Annotated in this window: 15 protein-coding genes and 1 pseudogene; 6 read left to right on the plus strand and 10 right to left on the minus strand. The window is 71.0% G+C overall.

All coding sequences use genetic code 11. The annotated features are described in order from the left end of the window. Nucleotides 1-60 precede the first annotated feature (60 nt). Nucleotides 61-1,224 carry an N-acetylmuramoyl-L-alanine amidase gene (locus OOJ91_RS21220; protein ID WP_266247505.1) on the plus strand — a complete coding sequence of 388 codons (1,164 nt, stop codon included), beginning with the start codon at nt 61-63 and terminating at the stop codon, nt 1,222-1,224. 8 nt (nt 1,225-1,232) lie between these two features. Here OOJ91_RS21220 and OOJ91_RS21225 read toward each other — a convergent pair whose 3' ends face one another. Beyond that, nucleotides 1,233-1,898: a GNAT family N-acetyltransferase gene (locus OOJ91_RS21225; RefSeq protein WP_074315552.1), complete on the minus strand. Its 666-nt coding sequence runs from the start codon at nt 1,896-1,898 to the stop codon at nt 1,233-1,235. 283 nt (nt 1,899-2,181) lie between these two features. Here OOJ91_RS21225 and OOJ91_RS21230 point away from each other — a divergent pair, with 283 nt between their 5' ends. Both OOJ91_RS21230 and OOJ91_RS21235 read left to right on the plus strand, forming a co-directional pair. Then, the gene (locus OOJ91_RS21230; RefSeq protein WP_266247514.1) at nt 2,182-3,495 is read left to right on the plus strand and encodes a PLP-dependent aminotransferase family protein; all 1,314 of its coding nucleotides are present in this window, start codon (nt 2,182-2,184) and stop codon (nt 3,493-3,495) included. Between the two features lie 7 nt (nt 3,496-3,502). Further along, entirely contained in the window at nt 3,503-4,504 is a 1,002-nt protein-coding gene (locus OOJ91_RS21235) for a D-alanine--D-alanine ligase family protein (RefSeq protein ID WP_266247516.1), read from the plus strand. A 418-nt stretch (nt 4,505-4,922) separates the two neighbouring features. Here OOJ91_RS21235 and OOJ91_RS21240 read toward each other — a convergent pair whose 3' ends face one another. The 9 genes and pseudogenes from OOJ91_RS21240 to rpmH form a co-directional block, all read right to left on the minus strand. Further along, nucleotides 4,923-6,008 carry a hypothetical protein gene (locus OOJ91_RS21240; RefSeq protein WP_323178539.1) on the minus strand — a complete coding sequence of 362 codons (1,086 nt, stop codon included), beginning with the start codon at nt 6,006-6,008 and terminating at the stop codon, nt 4,923-4,925. 1,025 nt (nt 6,009-7,033) lie between these two features. Then, nucleotides 7,034-7,870 (minus strand): annotated as a pseudogene (locus OOJ91_RS21245) (ParB/RepB/Spo0J family partition protein); the annotation flags it as partial. A gap of 219 nt (nt 7,871-8,089) precedes the next feature. Continuing rightward, on the minus strand, nt 8,090-9,163 hold the full coding sequence (locus OOJ91_RS21250) for a ParA family protein (RefSeq protein ID WP_439117088.1): 1,074 nt from the start codon (nt 9,161-9,163) through the stop codon (nt 8,090-8,092). Nucleotides 9,164-9,664: 501 nt separating this feature from the next. Beyond that, the gene (gene rsmG / locus OOJ91_RS21255) at nt 9,665-10,363 is read right to left on the minus strand and encodes a 16S rRNA (guanine(527)-N(7))-methyltransferase RsmG (protein ID WP_439117123.1); all 699 of its coding nucleotides are present in this window, start codon (nt 10,361-10,363) and stop codon (nt 9,665-9,667) included. Between the two features lie 244 nt (nt 10,364-10,607). Further along, nucleotides 10,608-11,162, minus strand: a complete 555-nt coding sequence (locus tag OOJ91_RS21260; protein ID WP_439117124.1) for a protein jag — start codon at nt 11,160-11,162, stop codon at nt 10,608-10,610. Between the two features lie 279 nt (nt 11,163-11,441). After that, on the minus strand, nt 11,442-12,434 hold the full coding sequence (yidC, locus tag OOJ91_RS21265; RefSeq protein ID WP_266247525.1) for a membrane protein insertase YidC: 993 nt from the start codon (nt 12,432-12,434) through the stop codon (nt 11,442-11,444). Continuing rightward, the gene (gene yidD, locus OOJ91_RS21270) at nt 12,431-12,724 is read right to left on the minus strand and encodes a membrane protein insertion efficiency factor YidD (protein WP_007453899.1); all 294 of its coding nucleotides are present in this window, start codon (nt 12,722-12,724) and stop codon (nt 12,431-12,433) included. Before yidD ends, yidC begins: the two co-directional genes overlap by 4 nt. After that, nucleotides 12,721-13,137 carry a ribonuclease P protein component gene (rnpA, locus tag OOJ91_RS21275; protein ID WP_266247529.1) on the minus strand — a complete coding sequence of 139 codons (417 nt, stop codon included), beginning with the start codon at nt 13,135-13,137 and terminating at the stop codon, nt 12,721-12,723. The genes yidD and rnpA overlap by 4 nt, the downstream gene beginning before the upstream one ends. Before the next feature lie 34 nt (nt 13,138-13,171). Continuing rightward, nucleotides 13,172-13,309 carry a 50S ribosomal protein L34 gene (gene rpmH / locus OOJ91_RS21280; protein ID WP_007453904.1) on the minus strand — a complete coding sequence of 46 codons (138 nt, stop codon included), beginning with the start codon at nt 13,307-13,309 and terminating at the stop codon, nt 13,172-13,174. 630 nt (nt 13,310-13,939) lie between these two features. Between rpmH and dnaA the strand changes: the two genes are divergently transcribed. From dnaA to gnd, 3 genes are all read left to right on the plus strand, one after another. After that, the gene (dnaA, locus tag OOJ91_RS21285) at nt 13,940-15,781 is read left to right on the plus strand and encodes a chromosomal replication initiator protein DnaA (protein ID WP_266249788.1); all 1,842 of its coding nucleotides are present in this window, start codon (nt 13,940-13,942) and stop codon (nt 15,779-15,781) included. A 794-nt stretch (nt 15,782-16,575) separates the two neighbouring features. Continuing rightward, entirely contained in the window at nt 16,576-17,709 is a 1,134-nt protein-coding gene (dnaN, locus tag OOJ91_RS21290) for a DNA polymerase III subunit beta (protein WP_266247533.1), read from the plus strand. A gap of 40 nt (nt 17,710-17,749) precedes the next feature. Next, on the plus strand, nt 17,750-18,622 hold the full coding sequence (gene gnd / locus OOJ91_RS21295) for a phosphogluconate dehydrogenase (NAD(+)-dependent, decarboxylating) (RefSeq protein WP_266247535.1): 873 nt from the start codon (nt 17,750-17,752) through the stop codon (nt 18,620-18,622). Nucleotides 18,623-18,628: the final 6 nt, after the last annotated feature.

Below are 18,628 nucleotides of genomic sequence, written 5' to 3' on the forward strand. Positions count from 1 at the left end.
AACGCATAACCTCAAGCCGGGGCCGCCCGGCCAGCCAGACTCGTGCAGAGGGGGTCGTGCGTGCGTCCGATCCGAGCCGGAGACCGGGGACCCGCGGTCACGGAGATCCGTACCATCCTCACCGGCCTCGACCTGCTCGCCGCCGCCGGTTCGCCCACCGACGAGTTCGACCTGGACACCGAACGCGCGGTCCGGGCGTTCCAGCAGTCCCGTGGGCTCAGCGTGGACGGCCGGGTCGGCTCCGAGACCTGGGGCGCGTTGGACGCCGCCCGCTGGCGGCTCGGCGCCCGCACCCTCTACCACGCGATCCCCGAGCCGCTCACCGGCGAGGACGTCCGGTCGCTGCAGGAACGGCTCCTGGAAATGGGGTACGACGTCGGCCGCGCCGACGCCATCTACGGCATCCGGACCTCCCGGGCGGTGGCCCAGTTCCAGCGTGAGGTCGGGCTCACCCCCGACGGCTCCTGCGGGCCGCACACGATGGACGCGCTGCGCCGGATCGGTCGCAAGGTCGTCGGCGGTCGCCCCCAGTGGCTTCGCGAGTCCGACGCGATCCGCCAGTCCGGGCCGGCGCTGGTCGGCAAGACGGTGGTCATCGACCCCGGGCACGGCGGCACCGACCCGGGCATGGTCGTGCCGGACGGGCCGCTGCGCTGGACTGAGGCGGACCTCGTACACGACCTGGCGAGCCGGCTGGAGGGGCGGCTCGCCGCGTCCGGAGTGCGGGTCCAGCTCACCCGCGGCCCGGCGCCCGACAAGTGCCTGCCGGACACCGACCGGGCGCTCCTGGCGAACTCACTCGGCGCCGACGTGTTCATCTCGCTGCACCTGGACGGACACGCCAACCCGGACGCGGAGGGGGTGGCGACCTACCACTACGGCACCGACAACGGGGTGACCTCGGCGACCGGTGAGCGGCTGGCCGGATTGGTGCAGCGGGAGATCGTGGCGCGGACCGGGTTGCGGGACTGCCGTACGCACGCCAAGGCGTGGGACCTGCTGCGGCTGACGCGGATGCCGGCGGTCCGCGTCGAGGTCGGCTACCTCACCTCGCCCGTGGACCGTGCCCGGCTCGTCGACCCCCTGTTCCGGGACCGGGTGGTGGAGGCGATCGTGGCGGCGGTGCAGCGGATGTACTACCCGATCGAACGGGACGTGCCGACAGGCTCGCTCGACGTCAGTGAGCTGCGTACGGTGGTGACCGCCGGCACGGTGGTCGACTGAGGTCCGCCTCAACCACCAGTCGAGCGGGTGGCCGGGGCGGGGCGGACGGGCCGGAGCAGGGTCTCCGGGCTCATCGACCCGAGCAGCTTCTCCAACGCGTACTCGACGTCGGACTTCCAGCTCAGCGCGGTGCGCAACTCAAGACGCAGCCGTGGGAACCGGGGATGCGGACGTACCGTCTTGAAGCCGACGGAGAGGAAGAAGTCTGCCGGTGCCACGCACCCGCCGGCCGGGTCGTCCGCGTCACCGAACTTGGCGTCGCCGAACGCCTCGATCGCCTTGATCCCCCGCTTCGTCAGGTCCCGGGCGACTCCCTGCACCAACATCCGGCCCAACCCGCCACCGGCGAACGCGGCGACCACGTTGGCGGTCATCAACAGGGCGGCGTCCGCGGAGACCGGCGAGGTCGGGAAGGCCATCGAGCGGGGGACGTAGGCGGGCGGCGCGTACATCACGAAGCCCGCCGGCATGCCGTCGACGTACGCGAGCTTGCCGCAGGAGCCCCACTCCAGCAGGGTCTGGGAGACCCACGCCTCCTTCTCCAGGCCCGGGTCACCGGCGGCGCAGGCCCGGTCGGCGGAGACCGGATCCAGCTCCCAGTAGACGCACTGGCGACAGGGACGCGGCAGATCCTCCAGGGTGTCGAGGGTCAGGCTGACCAGACGTCGCGACATATGGCGCATCCCCACAATAGGCTCGGTCGTGAGGCCGGCATGGAACGACAGTGCCGCCTTCTGGCCCCGACGAGCGATCGTACGCCGCCGATCGACCGCACGGGAGGGGACGCGCAGATGCCCACCACACCGGGGACGGTCCGCCATGTGGTCGATCCGTTCCGGCACGGCGGCAGGCTGCCCCTGGGCAGCTAGGATCGACAATCGGTGTGCCGCCGCCATGGTCACGAGCGTGCGGGGTACCCGGGGCGGGAGCCACCCGAGCAGCGATCGAGGTGAGGTCATGACCGGCACGACACTCGACGACTACACCGACCGGTACGCCAGGCGGGTACGCGGGATGACCGCCTCCGAGATCCGAGCACTCTTCGCGGTGGCCAGTCGACCCGAGGTCGTCTCCCTCGCCGGCGGCGCCCCGTACATCGCCGCGCTGCCGCTCGACGCGGTCGGCGAGATGCTGGGTCGGCTCGGCTCCGAACACGGCACGACCACCCTGCAGTACGGCATCGGGCAGGGCACCCTGGAGCTGCGCGAACGGATCTGCGAGGTGATGTCGCTCTCCGGGATCGACGCCGCGTGCGGCGCCTCACCGGAGGACGTGGTGGTCACGGTGGGCGGGCAGCAGGCGCTCGACCTGGTGGCCCGGCTCTTCCTCGACCCCGGCGACGTGGTGCTCGCCGAGGGCCCGACGTACGTCGGCGCGCTCGGGGTGTTCCAGGCCGCCCAGGCGCAGGTGGTGCACGTGCCGATGGACGCCGACGGGCTGATCCCCGAGGCGTTGGAGACGGCAATCACCGACCTCGCCCGCGCCGGCCGGCGGGTCAAGTTCCTCTACACCATCCCCACCTACCAGAACCCGGCCGGCGTGACGCTCAGCGAGGAACGCCGGGAACGCGTCCTCGACATCTGCGAGCGCGCCGGCCTGCTCGTGATCGAGGACGACCCGTACGGCCAGCTGGGTTTCGAGGGTGAGGCCCCGGCCCCGCTGCGGGCCCGGCGGCGCGAGGGCGTCTTCTACCTCAGCACCTTCTCCAAGACGTTCGCCCCCGGCCTGCGGGTCGGCTGGATCCTGGCGCCCCACGCGGTCCGCGACAAGCTTGTCATCGCCAGCGAGGCGCAGATCCTCTGCCCCAGCAGTTACGCGCAGGCCGCCGTGGCCACCTACCTCGGCACCATGCCGTGGCGGCAACAGCTCAAGGTCTACCGCGAGGTCTACCGCGAACGTCGCGACGCGCTGCTCGACGCGCTGGCCGATCTGATGCCCGAGGGCACCAGCTGGACGACCCCCGCCGGCGGCCTCTTCGTCTGGGCCACCCTGCCGGACGGGCTCGACTCGAAGGCAATGATGCCGCGTGCCATCGCCGCCCGGGTCGCCTACGTGCCAGGCACCGGCTTCTACGCCGACGGCACGGGCACCGACGCCATGCGGCTGAACTTCAGCTTCCCGCCCCCGGAGCGGATCCGCGAAGGCGTCCGCCGACTGGCCGGCGTCATGGAGCAGGAGATCGCGACGCGACGCGTCTTCGGCGCCGTGGGCGGTGCCGCCGGGCGGCGTGGCCGGCCCGGCTCCGACGTGCCGGGTCCTGACTTGGCATGATGCCGGCATGGGTACGACCGCCGCCGAGCGCTTCTCCGTGACCGCTTCCGCCGTCGCGGCCGACCTGCGTGTGCTGGTGCTCGCCGGCGGGCTCTCCTACGAACGGGACGTCTCGCTGCGCTCCGGTCGCCGGGTGCTCGACGCGCTGCGTGCCGTAGGCGTCGAGGCCGAGCTGCGGGATGCCGACGTGGCGCTCCTGCCCGCCCTCAAGGCCGACCCGCCGGACGCGGTCGTGATCGCCCTGCACGGCGCCACCGGAGAGGACGGCTCGCTGCGGGGCGTGCTGGACCTGTGCGGCATCCCGTACGTCGGCTGTGACGCCCGAGCCTCCCGACTCGCGTGGGACAAACCCTCCGCCAAGGCGGTTCTGCGCGAGGCCGGCATCCCCACGCCCGACTGGGTGGCCCTGCCGCACGACCGCTTCTCCGAACTGGGCGCGGTCGCCGTACTGGACCGGATCGCCGACCGGCTCGGCCTGCCGCTGATGGTCAAGCCGGCGCAGGGCGGCTCCGGCCTGGGCGCCGCGGTGGTCCGCGACGCCGCGTCACTTCCGGCCGCGATGGTCGGCTGCTTCGCGTACGACTCGACGGCTCTGGTGGAGCGGTACGTGCCCGGCATCGACGTGGCGGTCTCCGTGATCGACCTCGGGGACGGCCCGCAGGCGCTGCCGCCTGTGGAGATCGTGCCGCGCAACGGCGTGTACGACTACGCCGCCCGCTACACCGCCGGTCGGACCACGTGGCACGCCCCGGCCCGGCTGGAGCCGGACGTGGCCGCCTCGGTGGCCGACGTGGCCCTCGCGGCGCACACCGCGCTCGGTCTGCGGGACCTGTCCCGGGTCGACGTGATCGTGGATGCCGCCGGCCGGCCGCACGTGCTGGAGGTCAACGTCTCGCCCGGCATGACGGAGACGTCGCTGCTGCCGCTGGCCGTCCAGGCCGCCGGCCTGGACTTCGGCCGCCTCCTCGGCTCGCTCGTCACCCGGGCCGCCGCCCGCGTCACGGCCTGACCCTGGCCTGACCCAGTCGCACGGCCGCCGGCCGTGCGGTCGGCTGAGGCTCGGCCGCCTCCTCCGCTCGCTTGTCAGCCGGGCCGCCGCCGGCTTCGCGGCCCGACTCCGGCCTGACCCGATCGCACGGCCGTCGTCCGTGCGATCGGCCTGTACTCCTTGGTCGCGGCTGGCCACCTCGACGCCTTATCGCGCCTTCGGTCGGCCCGACGGCCGCACGGTCGGCGAGCGCCGCACGCTCGGCGAGCGCCGCACGGCCGGCGAGCGCCGCACGCTCGGCGAGCGCCGCACGCTCGGCGAGCGCCGCACGCTCGGCGAGCGCCGCACGGCCGGCGAGCGCCGCACGGCCGGCGAGCGCCGCACGGCCGGCGAGCGCCGCACGGTCGGGCCTCTCGCCAACCCGTGGCCGTACCGACGGTCAGTGTGGCGTGTGCACGTCGGGTGGGGTGCGCCCGTCGGCGGTCACGACGGTGGGGGCGCTGCGGGGAGACGGGATGACCGGTCCGGGCTCATCGCCTGCCAAATCGCGAGCGTCTTCGGGAGCGTCTTCGGGTGCGGACGCGGATGCGGCCACTGGTTCGGCTGCCGGACCGTCGGAGGGCGTTGACGCGGCAGCGGACGTCGGGGTGGCGTCGGGCGCCGGCTCACCGAGACCGCCGGAGGGCACGGCTCCCAATTTGGTGTCCGCTACCGGGCTCTGCGGACCCTCGTGAGCGTCCCCATCCCCGTCGTCCCCATCCCCGTCGGCACCGTCAGCGCCGGCGGCGTCGTCGGTGTCGGTGGTGCCGGCGTCGTGGTCAGTGGTGCCCTCTACTGCTGGCTCCGGGATCTCCTCGGCCGCCTCGATGACCGACACCGCCTCTTCCTGCGCGGCTGCGGCATGCGCGGCGGCTGCGGCGGACTGGGCCAGCAGGCTCGACGGCGCCTGCCACTGGATGCGGGGCGGCTCGGCCAGCGGCCGGCCACCGAACTCGGCGAGCCAGGCAGCGACGAGCGCCAGATTTTCCCGCCACTGCTCCTCGGAGATCGGGGGCAGGATCGAATCCCACAGGGACAGGAAGGTCCCTCGCAACTGAAGCCGGCCGTACGGTCGGGCGAGGAACCACATGTGCAGGTGTGCGGAGCCGTCACCCCATCGGTTGACGTGCACCCGCGCCACACCGTCCAGCGACCGGATGGCCCGCTCCAGACGTACCGTCATCACACCCAGCTCGGCAGCGAGCAGATTTGGCAGGTCACCCAGGTCGAGGTGCGTCCGCGATTCCAGGATGAGCACCATCGGCAGGCCGGTCGGCCGGTCCATGGCGCGGACCCGCCATCGCTCTCCCACCCAGATGTAGGCGTCGTCGGGCGCGTTGCAGGCGGTGCATTCCCGGAGGCCCTCGCCCTTGCGTGGCGGTTCGACCGGGACCGGGTCGTCGAGCTGCTTCACGCGGAGATCACCCTCGAAGGGAAACGAGGGCCATTGGGTGAAGTCCGGGACTGAGGGAGGGGTGTCGTGCACGACGCTGACCCTAACCGAGTCTGGCACCGCTGTCCCTACCTGTTCGCCCGGTCCCGACCCTCCCGATCAGCGTTCGTCGTCGATCGCTGTGGTGGTCGCCACTGGTCGTCAGAGCGATATCCACAGGCTGCCGAGAACGCGAACACAGGCCGTCATCCACAGGCTGACACCCGCTTTCACGCGGGGTTTCACGTGAAACGAGGGGTGCCTGTGGACAACGGGTGTGGATAACTTTTCGGGCCCTCAGTCGTTGCTGCCGAGCCGTCTCGTCGAGGCGTCGGGCCCGTGGGATGCCGAGATCGTCGCGACCGGAAGGGGTGGCCCCTGGCTGGTGTGCACACGTGCCGGCGGCCGGTGCCGCGCGGTCGCCGTTTCACGTGAAACGGGTGGCTGAATCAGGTCCCGCGACGGATCACCGATCCGGGCTGAGGAGCAGATGTCCCCGTGCGCCCTCTCAGTGGGCCTCTGCCGCTCCGGAAACGAAGAGGGGTGCCTCGGGGCCGGCCCGAGACCCCGCAAGCGCCCTCGTCGCTCACGTAGGTCATCCGCCCTGCCGTCCGCCCACCCTCGGCCCGGTTCCGCACCCCGAAGGGCATGCCGGGTGCCGCGCTGAGCGCGCTCCCGGTTCCGGCGGTCACTCTCGCTGACTCGGTGCCGCCGTCGCTGGCTCCCGCGCCGCCGTCGCTGGCTCTGCGGGGTTGAATCCCTCGCTGACTTCGCAGGGTCGGGCCTCGCTGGCATTGCCTCCGTCCACCCTCACGTTGGCCATCCGGATTGAGGCCCGCCATCGACTGTCCCGCCCCTAGCCAACCGTCGTCGGCCGTGGCGAACTGGTGCCCCTCGTCCGCCCGTCGCCAGGTGGCATCTGCGGGTTGGCGTGGCAGGCGAGTCCGGGACTCGGCCAGCCGGGAGCGGCCGGGTCGTTGACCGCTGGACGTACGGCGCCGTTTCACGTGAAACGCGGACGGATGTGGAACGGCCGCGCATCCCGAGGGGAGGCGCGGCCGCAGATGGAGACGGGACGGTCAGTCCTCCGTCTCCCCTTCCTGCTGCACGCCGATGATGCCGACGATCCGCTCCAGGTCGTCCACCGTGGCGAACTCGATGGTGATCTTGCCCTTGCTCCGGCCGATGTCCACCTTCACCCGAGTGTCGAAGCGGTCCGACAACCGATCGGCGAGATCCGTCAGGGCGGGCGCGTGTGGCTTCGGTCGGCGTTTGGCGGCCTGGCCCTTCGCGGGACCGTCGTTCAGGGTGAGAGCCACGATCTCCTCGGTCGCCCGCACCGACAGCCCTTCGGCCACGATCCGCAACGCCAACTGCTCCTGGGCCTCCGAGTCGTCGAGGCTCAACAGCGCGCGGGCGTGACCGGCCGACAGGATGCCTGCGGCGACCCGGCGTTGCACCTGGGCCGGCAGGTTCAAGAGTCGGATCGTGTTGGAGATCTGCGGCCGGCTACGGCCGATCCGGCGGGCCAACTCCTCGTGGGTGGCACCGAACTCCTCAAGCAACTGCTGGTACGCGGCGGCCTCTTCCAACGGGTTCAGGTTGGCCCGATGGATGTTCTCCAGCAGGGCGTCGCGGAGCATCGCGTCGTCGCGGGTGTCCCGGACGATCGCGGGGATGTTCTCCCGGCCCACCGCCTGGGCGGCCCGCCAACGGCGCTCGCCCATCACCAGCTCGTACTTCTCCTCGTCGAGCTGACGCACGACGATCGGCTGAAGGAAACCGACCTCCTGGATTGAGGTCTTCAGTTCCTCCAGCGCCTCCTCGTCGAAGACCTGGCGGGGCTGCTTCGGGTTCGGCACGATCGCGTCGACCGGGATCTCCGCGAACCGGGCACCCGGCACCGGACTGAGCGCAGGCTCGCTCTGCTGGAGTGTCGGTACGACAGGTGCCGTCGACAGGGTCCCGGACGCCACACCGTCATCGTCGACGTCAACGTGCCCGTTCTCCGGCTCGGCCGTTACGGTGCCGGCGGCACCCGGCACCGGCCCGGTCGGGATGAGCGCCCCCAGGCCCCGTCCCAGACCGCCCCGAGGACGGTTCTTCATGCCACGCCTCCCAGCGACTTGTCCCCACTACGCATTCCGGCCCACCGGCTCCTTGACGCCCCGCTCGGCGATCTCCTGGGCAGCCTCGAAGTAACTCGTGGCGCCCCGCGAACCGGGATCGTAGGTCATCACGGACTGGCCGTAGCTCGGTGCCTCGGAGACGCGCACGTTGCGGGGGATGACCGCCTGGAGGACCTTGTCGCCGAAGTGGTTCCGGACGTCCTGTTCGACCGCGTCCGCGAGGCGGGTACGCCTGTCGTACATGGTGAGCAGGATTGTGGACACGTCGAGCTTCGGGTTGAGGTGTTGCCGCACCAGGTTGATGTTGTTGATCAACTGGTTGAGCCCCTCCAGCGCGTAGTACTCGCACTGGATCGGGATCAGCACCTCCTGCGCGGCGACCAGTGCGTTGACCGTGAGCAGGCCGAGCGAGGGCGGGCAGTCGATGAAGACGTAGTCGAACTGGCCCGGGTAGGCGGCGATCGCGCGGTCGAGGCGCGACTCTCGCGCCACCACCGACACCAGCTCGATCTCCGCGCCCGCGAGGTCGATCGTGGCGGGTACGCACCACAGGTTGGGGATGCCCTCGACCGCCTGCGCCACCTCCGAGAGCGGCACACTGTTGATCAGGCAGTCGTAGACGTCGGGGATGCCGGTGTGGTGCGGCACGTTGAGGCCCGTCGAGGCATTGCCCTGCGGGTCGAGGTCGACCACGAGCACCCGGTTGCCATGCAGGGCGAGTGCCACCGCGAGGTTGACCGTGGTCGTGGTCTTACCCACGCCGCCCTTCTGGTTGGCGACGCACATGACCCGGGTCCGGTCCGGTCGAGGCATGGTCACCTCGCCACTGGGATTCAGGATCTGCACGGCGCGCATCGCCTCCATAGCCAACGGTGGGTCATCCTCTTCGCGCGTCGGGGTTTCACGTGAAACGTACGTGGGGTCGGCCGCGACCGCGGCCAGCGACTCGGTCGACGCGACAGGTACGTCGGGGACCACCGGCGCGGCGTCGCGTGTCGCCGCGGCGGTCGGCTGGTGCGGCACTGCCGGCTCGAAGCGAACCGCCGCAGCCGTGTTCCGTCGACCGAGCGGCTGTCGCACCTCGGCCGCGTTGCCCGGCCGACTGGGACCATCCGACGTTCGACGACCAGCCGCCGACTCGGGAGTCTCCAACCCGGCGAGGTGAACCGCCGAGTCGTCCCGCGCTGCCAGCGGATCGCCGTCCGCCGGATGGATGGACGGCCCGGTGGCACCGGGCGACCAGCTGGGGTAGTCGGTTTCACGTGAAACAGGGTCGCTGGTTGACCCGGTCACGCGTGGATCGTCGTACCTGCCGTCGTCATGCACCTGTCATCCCTGCCCGCTTCGGATGGTCGGTCCGCGCCCCGGCCAACTTGGCCACACCCGCGCTCGCACCCCGGAGCGTACGGCCCCTCGGGAGCGGTCGGAGTCCGCGACGTCCGTCGGCCGCTCCACACTATCGACGCGCGGTCAGCCTACGGCGGACGGGCGCGGCCGGTCCACGTCGGGTTCTCATCCCCTCGTCCATCCGTACCGGTACAACGACGCAACCCGCCGACCGGACGCCCGATGGCGTGATGCTCAGCGGCGGCGCGCCCGCCCGCCGCGGGAGCGCTTGGCAGCGGCCGGCCGGGCCGGGCCGACCATCCGCTCGCGGACGATCTCCACCACGGTCGTGGGCGGGTCGATCACCCCGACACCACAGAGGTGTACGGCGGCCTCCCCGCCACCGAACCGCGCCACGACGTCGGCGTGCTCCTCGATCTCCGCAGCGGCGGACGATCCCTTGAGCGCCAACAGCCGCCCGCCTCGCACGGCGAGCGGGAGACACCAGGTCGCCAACCGGTCCAGCGGTGCGACCGCGCGGGCCGTCACCACGTCGCCGCTTATCGGTTCCCGGCCACTCGAACCGCTGGCGGCTTCGTCGGCCCGGCCGCGGAACACACGTACCGACCGGGTCAGGCCGAGTCGCTCCACTACCTCGATCAGGAACGACGTCCGCCGGGCCAGCGGCTCGATCAGGGTCACCGTCAGGTCGGGGCGCGCGATGGCCAGCACCAGACCGGGCAGACCGGCGCCGGAGCCCACGTCGAGCACGCGCGCGTCGGTCGGAATGCGCTCGATCACCGCGGCGCAGTTGAGAAGGTGACGGTCCCAGATCCGAGGCGCCTCGCGTGGACCGATCAGACCGCGGACCACGCCGTCGGTGGCCAGGATTTCGGCGTACGCGGCGGCCAGGTCGAGCCGGTCACCGAAGAGGGTCAGTGCCGCCGGGGCCAGCTCGGGCGGCAGCGCGACGTCCGACGGCGACGGTGCGCCGTCGGCCGAGGCGCCCTGTGCACCGTCGGCCGAGCCGCCCGGTGACGGCGAACCGTCGGCGGGGAGAGCCGAGGAGGTGCTGCCGTCGTACCCCGTCGGGTCGGTGTCGGTGTCCGGGGTGGTGCGCCGGACAGCGGACGGCCCGGACGGCGTGCCGCCCGGGCCGGTCACGGCGTCAGCCGTGGTGTCGTCGTGGGTCACCCGGTCAGTCCGCCGGCCGCACGACGATGCGCCGGTTGGGCTCGACGCCCTCCGACTCGCTCTCCACGCCGGCCATGGCGTTGACGACGTCGTGAACGCACTTGCGCTCGAACGCGGACATCGCCTCCAGGCGCACCGGCTCGCCGTACTCCTTGACCTTCTCGACCGCGTTCTTCGCGACGGCAGCGAGTTCCTTGCGGCGGTTCGCCCGGTAGCCGCCGACGTCGAGCAGCAGGCGGCTCGGCGTACCGGTCTGCCGGAAGATGGCGAGCCGGGTCAGCTCCTGGAGCGCCTCCAGGGTGGCACCGCGCTGGCCGACCAGGTTCTGCAGTCGGGCGCCGACGACCTCGACCACCGGACGGCCACCGGCGACCAGTTCGTCGATGTCGCCGTCGTAGTCGAGGATGTCGAGCAGCCCTTCGACGTAGTCGGCCGCGATCTCGCTCTGCCGGAACAGGTCGGACTCGCCCACGGCCTTCTTCTCACGACCACCGCCGGTGGCCTCGGTGTCGTCGCCGTCGGCCTCGGTCTCGTCGACCTCGGTCTCGTCGCCGTCCACCGCGAGCGTCGCGGTCTCCTCCTCGTCCAGGGACTGCTCGGCGCGGGGGATGCTGGTCTCGGTCACGGTCTCATCTCCGTACTCGCTCGGCCGGACCGTCGGGTCCGCTGGTTTCCCGGGGCCGGCGGGAGGTCGCCGGTGCCCACGGGCACGTCTGTACGGGCAGTGTCGCCCGTGACCGCGTCGCGCGCGGTCGGTTCCGCCCGGCGCCGGCCGTACGGCGGCTGCGCGATGCGGGGTCGGGCCGCCGCCGGTTGCCCGACGACGGCCCTGCGGGGATCAGCCCTGCCGCTTGGCCGGGCGGCTCTTCTTCGGGTTGGCCGGCTTGGCGCCCGGCTTCGGGCCCGCCACCTTCGGCGCGGTCGCCTTGACCGGGGCCGCGGGGGCGGCCTTGCCGCGCCCGAACAGGCCGCCCGACTTGGCGGGCTGCACCGGGCTGCGGGTGGCCGCGGGGGCGGTGACCTTCTTGGCGGTCACCGGCGGCGGGAACTTCCGCAGCACCCACTGCTGCTGGGCGAGGGTGAAGAGGTTGTTCGTGACCCAGTAGATGATCACACCGATCGGGAAGATCGAGCCGGAGATCAAAAGCGACGCGGGGATGCCGTAGAGCATCAGCCGCTGGATCATCCGCTGCTGCGGGTCCTCCGCCCAGCCGGTCTTGAGGATCATCTGACGGCTGGTCAGGTAGGTGGTCGCGATCATCACCAGGACCAGGACACCAGCGATGATCTTGACCGTGGTGCCGTTGGCGCCGAGGCGGGCCAGATCCTCCGCGGTGGATCCGAACTTGCCGGAGAGCGGGGCGGTGAAGAGCTTGGCGTTCGAGGCGCTGTTGAACTGGTCGACGGTCCAGCCGTAGATCGTCTTCTTGTCTTCCGGCTTGAACGGGTCGAGGCGCCGCAGCACGTGGAAGAGGCCGAGGAAGACGGGGATCTGGAGGAACATCGGAAGGCAGCCCATGAGCGGGTTGGCCTTTTCCTTCCGGTAGAGCTCCATCATTTCCTTCTGGAGCGTCTCCCGGTCACCCTTGTGCTTCTCCTGCAGCTCCTTGACCTTGGGCTGCAGTGCCTGCATCGCCCGCTGGGACTTGATCTGCTTGACGAAGACCGGGAACAGGATCACCCGGACGGAGACCACCAGGAAGACGATGGCCAGGATCCAGGCGAAGTTGGTGCCGATCACCGCGTCGACGGGCACCCCGATGGCGTCCCAGGCGGAGTGCCAGGTCAGCAGGATCCACGAAATCGCGTAGTAGATCCAGTCGAGACTCAATTCGGTGCTCCAGTCACATCGGCACGGCGGCGACCGCCCGGCTCCGGCACCGGGTCATGTCCACCAGGGTGGAAGGGGTGGCAGCGCAACAACCGCCGGACCGCAAGCGCGGCTCCCCGGAGCGCGCCGTGCCGGGCCACCGCCTCCTGGGCGTACGCACTGCACGACGGGTAGAACCGACAGCGAGCCGGCAGTGCCGGACTTATCCACCGACGGTACGCGATGATGGGCGCGATCAGCACCCTGGCACCCGTTGACGTCGGGCGCGTGGCGGTCGGGTCGGTGCTCACCGGGACCGCCTCTCCCGGGGTGCCCGGGCAACCGCGATGGCGGAGTCCAGGTCCGTGGCGAGCCGAGGGTACGACGCCTCGGCCGCGGCGGGCAGCGCCCGGACGACAAGGGTGCTGCCGACGGGCAGCGCGTCCAGCCGTTCCCGGACCAACGCCCGCAGTCGACGCCGGACCCGGTTGCGGACCACCGCGTTGCCGACGGCCTTGGATACGACGAAGCCGGCGCGGGCCGGGGCGGAGGGCTGCTCCGCAACGGTGTCCCGCGCCGGCTCCGGCGAGGTCGTTGTGCTGGCTCCGGTGGTCGACGGCACGGTCAGGTGGACCACGATCGCGCCTCGGCCGACGCGTCGGCCACCGCGAACCGCTGCGGCGAAGTCAGTGCTACGCCGCAGTCGCTGTGCGGCGGCCAGCACGACTGCCCACGTCCCCCGGACCGGCCCGGTCGGCTCAGGCCGACAGGGTGGTGCGACCCTTGGCGCGGCGGCTCGAGAGGATGGCACGGCCGGCACGGGTGCGCATGCGCAGCCGGAAGCCGTGGGTCTTCGCGCGCCGGCGGTTGTTCGGCTGGTAGGTGCGCTTGCTCACGTCAGGCTCTCCGTTTTCGTACGCGCCCCGAGCGACGGGATCGCCGGGGTCGTGGGGTGGTCCAGGCCACCTCGACGGTGACCACGATTCGGTGCTGCCCTGCGGAGCCGAACCTCGGCGGTGCGGGGATGCGACCGCGGACAGCAAGCACCCATCACCCTAGCAGAGGACGAGAGAGCAGCCGCTCCAGCCTACGCAGGGGTGCAATGACCGTCAAACACCCACAGCGGGGGACATCGGGACGCGGCCGGGACCGAAGGGGTGGTTTTCGCTGATGCCGACAAGGTCGCTGCGGCGTCGCCGGTTGATGGGGCAGGGACAACGCTGTTACCGTGCCCGATTGCGGTGAGCGTCGGAAGCTCCGGTCGTCGCGCGCAGGCAAGACCGGACACGCTGGTGAATCGTTCGGCACGGTGAACCCGCTTCAGCGCACGTCCAGGCAGGGGGCACGTCCCACCCGCGCCCGGCGGGCGGCCACAATCGGTCGGTACACAGGCTGTGGATAACCTGTGGATGACCGCTGGTCAGCTGTCCGGGTGGGTGATGTTCCACCCGCGCACGCGGCGGGCCCGGGACGGCCGGCTGGCAGACAGCGGCGGCCGGGAGCAGAGGCGAGGGGGTGGCACGACGGTGGCCGGTACGACCGACCTTGCCGCGGTGTGGTTGGCGGCGACCGACGAGCTCGCCGACGAGATCATCTCCGCTCAGCAGCGTGCCTATCTCCGGTTGACCCGGCTCCGGGCGATCGTCGAGGACACCGCGCTGCTCTCCGTGCCGGACGCGTTCACCCGGGACGTGATCGAGTCACGGCTCCGCCCGGCGATCACCGAGGCGCTTACCCGCCGACTCGGCCGGCCGATCCAGGTGGCCGTGACCGTGCGGGTGGCCGAGGACGCCACCGGGCGCCCGGCCGGCACCGTCTACCGCAGCACCCCGGAGCCGGGACTGCTGGACGTCGAGGGTCCGCCGGCCGGCCCGCTCGGTGACGAGTACCCCGGACGGCCCGTGACCGACGACTACCCCGGGCGACCCGCGGCCGACGAGGCCATCCCCGAGCAGCAGCGCCCGACCGCGGTGCCGCCGGCGCCGATGGGTCCGCCTCCCGCGTCGGCCGTCGACGGGCACCGGTCCGGCCTGATCCCCGCCAGCCGGGACGGCCAGGAGGCCCTCTTCAGCGCGGCCTTCGTCGAGCCGATGCGCTCGCCCCGACCGGCGCCCGAGCGGCGCGGGTACGACGAACAGGCGGCCCGCCTCGACCCGCCCGGCCCCGACACCCGGCCCTACGAGCCCCGCTACCGCGAGGACGCCGCGTCGCCCCGGGACCAGCACGTGATCCGTCCGCTACCCCGCGACGGTGCGACGGACAGCGGTCCCGGCCGCAGTGCGGTGGACCACCGGGCGGGCGGCCGCGACGACCGCCGGCTACCCGGCACCGACACCGGCGGCAACCGCCTGAACCCGAAGTACATGTTCGAGACGTTCGTCATCGGCTCGTCGAACAGGTTCGCCCACGCGGCGAGCGTGGCGGTGGCCGAGTCGCCGGCGAAGGCGTACAACCCGCTGTTCATCTACGGGCACTCCGGGTTGGGCAAGACGCACCTGCTGCACGCCATCGGGCACTACGCCACGACGCTCGGCAACGCCCGATCGGTGCGGTACGTCTCGACCGAGGAGTTCACCAACGACTTCATCAACTCGCTCCGGGACGACAAGACCAGCGCGTTCCAGCGGCGCTACCGCGACGTCGACATCCTGCTGATCGACGACATCCAGTTCCTGGAGAACCGCGAGCGTACGCAGGAGGAGTTCTTCCACACCTTCAACACCCTGCACAACGCCAACAAGCAGATCGTGATCACCTCGGACCGGTCGCCGCGTCAGCTCGCCACCCTTGAGGACCGGATGCGAACCCGGTTCGAATGGGGACTGCTGGCCGACATCCAGCCACCGGACCTGGAGACCCGGATCGCGATCCTGCAGAAGAAGGCGGCGCAGGAGCGGATGTACGCCCCGCCGGACGTGTTGGAGTTCATCGCCTCCCGGGTGTCGAACTCGATCCGGGAACTGGAGGGTGCGCTGATCCGGGTGACGGCGTTCGCCAGCCTGACCCGGTCGACAGTCGAGCTGTCCCTGGCCGAGGAGGTGCTCCGGGACTTCATGCCCGACGGCGCCGGGCCGGAGATCAACGCCGACCAGATCATGGCCTCCACTGCCGACTACTTCGGGGTGAGCCTGGAGGACCTGCGCGGCCAGTCCCGCTCCCGGGTGCTGGTCAACGCCCGCCAGGTGGCCATGTACCTCTGTCGGGAGCTGACCGAGCTGTCGCTGCCACGGATCGGGCAGGCGTTCGGCGGCCGGGACCACACCACTGTCATGCACGCGGACCGCAAGATCCGTCAGCAGATGGCCGAGCGGCGCTCGCTCTACAACCAGATCGCCGAGCTGACGAACCGCATCAAGCAGAACACCTGAGAGGTACGTCGCACGACGCAGCGGACACGCCCGGCCGGATCTTCGGCCGGGCGTTCTTTTTCGTCCCCGGCGGGCCTCGGCGGGCCTCCCGGGGCGGCTCAGGCTTGACCCTCGACATGGTGCAGACCACAGGATCGACGCCGTGTCCACCTTGATACTCATTCGTTGTCCACAGCTCGTTATCCACCGTCGGTGGATAACTACGGTCCGTCCTCCGCCAGTTACCCACAGGCTGTGGAGAAACCCTGTGTACGACGCTGTGGACGGCTGGGGACAACGACGAGGTTGTCCACCGATGATCGTCGACCTGTGTACGAGCTGTTGAAGGTTCTGGGGACAACGCCAATGGTGATCTTCTCCGTCGTCCACAGGCATGGGGAGAAAGTCGGTGGATTACCGGTGGACAACCGGTGGACAACGGTGGACAACTCGCCGTCGTCGCCGGGCTGTGGACACACGGGGCAGTTTTACCCCCGGTTCTCCACAGCCAACTCACCGGTGGATAACCTGTCTGAGCTGCGCAGACCCGAGTTCTCCACAGTTTGCACAGGTGCGATGAAGACGATGGGTTATCTCTTCTAAGAGAACAAAAACCAATCATCACCGTTGGGCTTTCTGTGGATCGGGCCGAACGCTGCCGGACAGGCCGGTCAGCATCGACACGATCCATGGGGTCGGGCGCACAGCCGATGTCCCCGCGCCCTAAGGTGCGATGGGTACCCGCACGGTCGGGCGGGACGGTAGGCAGCGGTCGGCATGAGAGAGTTGTCGCTGACGTCGACGCGGAGGCATTGATGAAGTTCCGAGTGGAGCGCGACGCGCTCGCCGAGGCCGTGGCCTGGACCGCGAAGAGCCTGCCGAACCGGCCATCCGTACCGGTGCTCGCCGGGGTGATGCTCCGCGTCACCGACGGCAACCTGCGGGTCTCCGGTTTCGACTACGAGGTCTCCAGTCAGGTGACCGTCGAGGTGCAGGGTGACGCCGACGGCGCCGCGCTGGTCTCCGGTCGCCTGCTCGCCGAGATCACCAAGGCGCTGCCGGCCAAGCCGGTCGACATCGCCGCGGTCGGCGCCCACCTCGAGCTGGTCTGCGGCAGCGCCCGGTTCACCCTGCCCACCATGCCTGTGGAGGACTACCCGGCCCTGCCCGAGATGCCGCAGAGCGCCGGCACCGTCGACGCCGCGGCGTTCGCCACAGCCGTCTCCCAGGTGGCAATCGCCGCAGGCCGTGACGAGACGTTGCCGATGATGACCGGCGTCCGCGTCGAGCTCTCCGGCAGCACGCTGTCGATGCTCGCCACCGACCGCTACCGGCTGGCGCTGCGCGAGATCCAGTGGCGGCCCGACGACCCCGACGTCAGCATCAACGCGTTGGTCCCGGCCCGCACCCTCAACGACACCGCCAAGGCGCTCGGCCCGCTGGGCGGCGAGGTCACCCTCGCCCTCGCCCAGGGCGCGGCCGGCGAGGGCATGGTCGGCCTCGCCGGTGGCACCCGTCGCACCACCAGCCGGCTGCTCGACGGCGCCAACTACCCGCCGGTGCGCTCGCTCTTCCCGGCCACCCACAACGCCGAGGCCCGGGTGTCGGTCAGCACTCTGATCGAGGTCGTCAAGCGGGTCGCCCTGGTGGCCGAGCGCACCACCCCGGTGCTGCTCAGCTTCAGCGTCGACGGCCTGGTGGTCGAGGCCGGCGGCTCCGAGGAGGCACGGGCCAGCGAGGCGATGGAGGCCACCTTCACAGGTGACGCGCTGACCATCGGCTTCAATCCTCAGTACCTCATCGACGGCCTGGCAAACCTGGGCGCGCAGACCGCAGTGCTGTCGTTCGTCGACGCCTTCAAGCCCGCGGTGATCTCACCCGCCGGCGAGGATGGCGAGGCCATTCCGGGGTATCGGTACCTCATCATGCCGATCCGCGTGTCTCGCTGATCGCGCCACGCAACACCCAGATCCACGGAGGTAGGAACAGATGCAGCTCGGCCTGGTAGGACTCGGCCGGATGGGCGGCAACATGCGTGAGCGGTTGCGGGCTGCCGGCCACGAGGTGGTCGGGTTCGATCACAACCCGCAGCTGAGCGACGCGGCAAACCTCGCCGAGCTGGCGCAGAAGCTCGAATCGCCGCGCGCCGTCTGGGTCATGGTGCCCGCCGGCGTCACCGACGCCACGATCGACGAACTCGCCGAGGTGCTCGGCGACGGCGACATCATCATCGACGGCGGCAACTCCCGCTTCAGCGACGACGCTCCGCGCGCCGAGCGGTTGCACGAGCGCGGCATCGGCTACCTGGACGTCGGCGTCTCCGGCGGCGTCTGGGGCCGGCAGAACGGCTACGGCCTGATGGTCGGCGGCGCCCAGGAGCACGTCGACCGGCTCATGCCGATCTTCCAGGCGCTCAAGCCGGAGGGCGAGTTCGGTTTCGTGCACGCCGGCCCCGTCGGCGCCGGGCACTACTCGAAGATGGTGCACAACGGCATCGAGTACGGCCTCATGCACGCCTACGCCGAGGGCTACGAGCTGATGGCCGCCTCGGAGCTGGTGACGAACGTCCCGGGCGTCATCAAGTCCTGGCGCGAGGGCACCGTGGTCCGCTCCTGGCTGCTCGACCTGCTGGACCGGGCCCTCGACGAGGACCCGGAGCTGGCCGACCTGAGCGGCTACACCGAGGACACCGGCGAGGGCCGCTGGACCGTGGACGAGGCGGTCCGGCTCGCCGTCCCGCTGAACGTCATCACCGCCTCGCTGTTCGCCCGGTTCGCCTCCCGGCAGGACGACTCACCCGCCATGAAGGCCGTCTCCGCGCTGCGCCAGCAGTTCGGTGGCCACGCCGTCCACAAGCGCTGAGCGGTA

The organism is Micromonospora lupini (assembly GCF_026342015.1).
Taxonomy (GTDB): Bacteria; Actinomycetota; Actinomycetes; order Mycobacteriales; family Micromonosporaceae; genus Micromonospora; species Micromonospora lupini_B.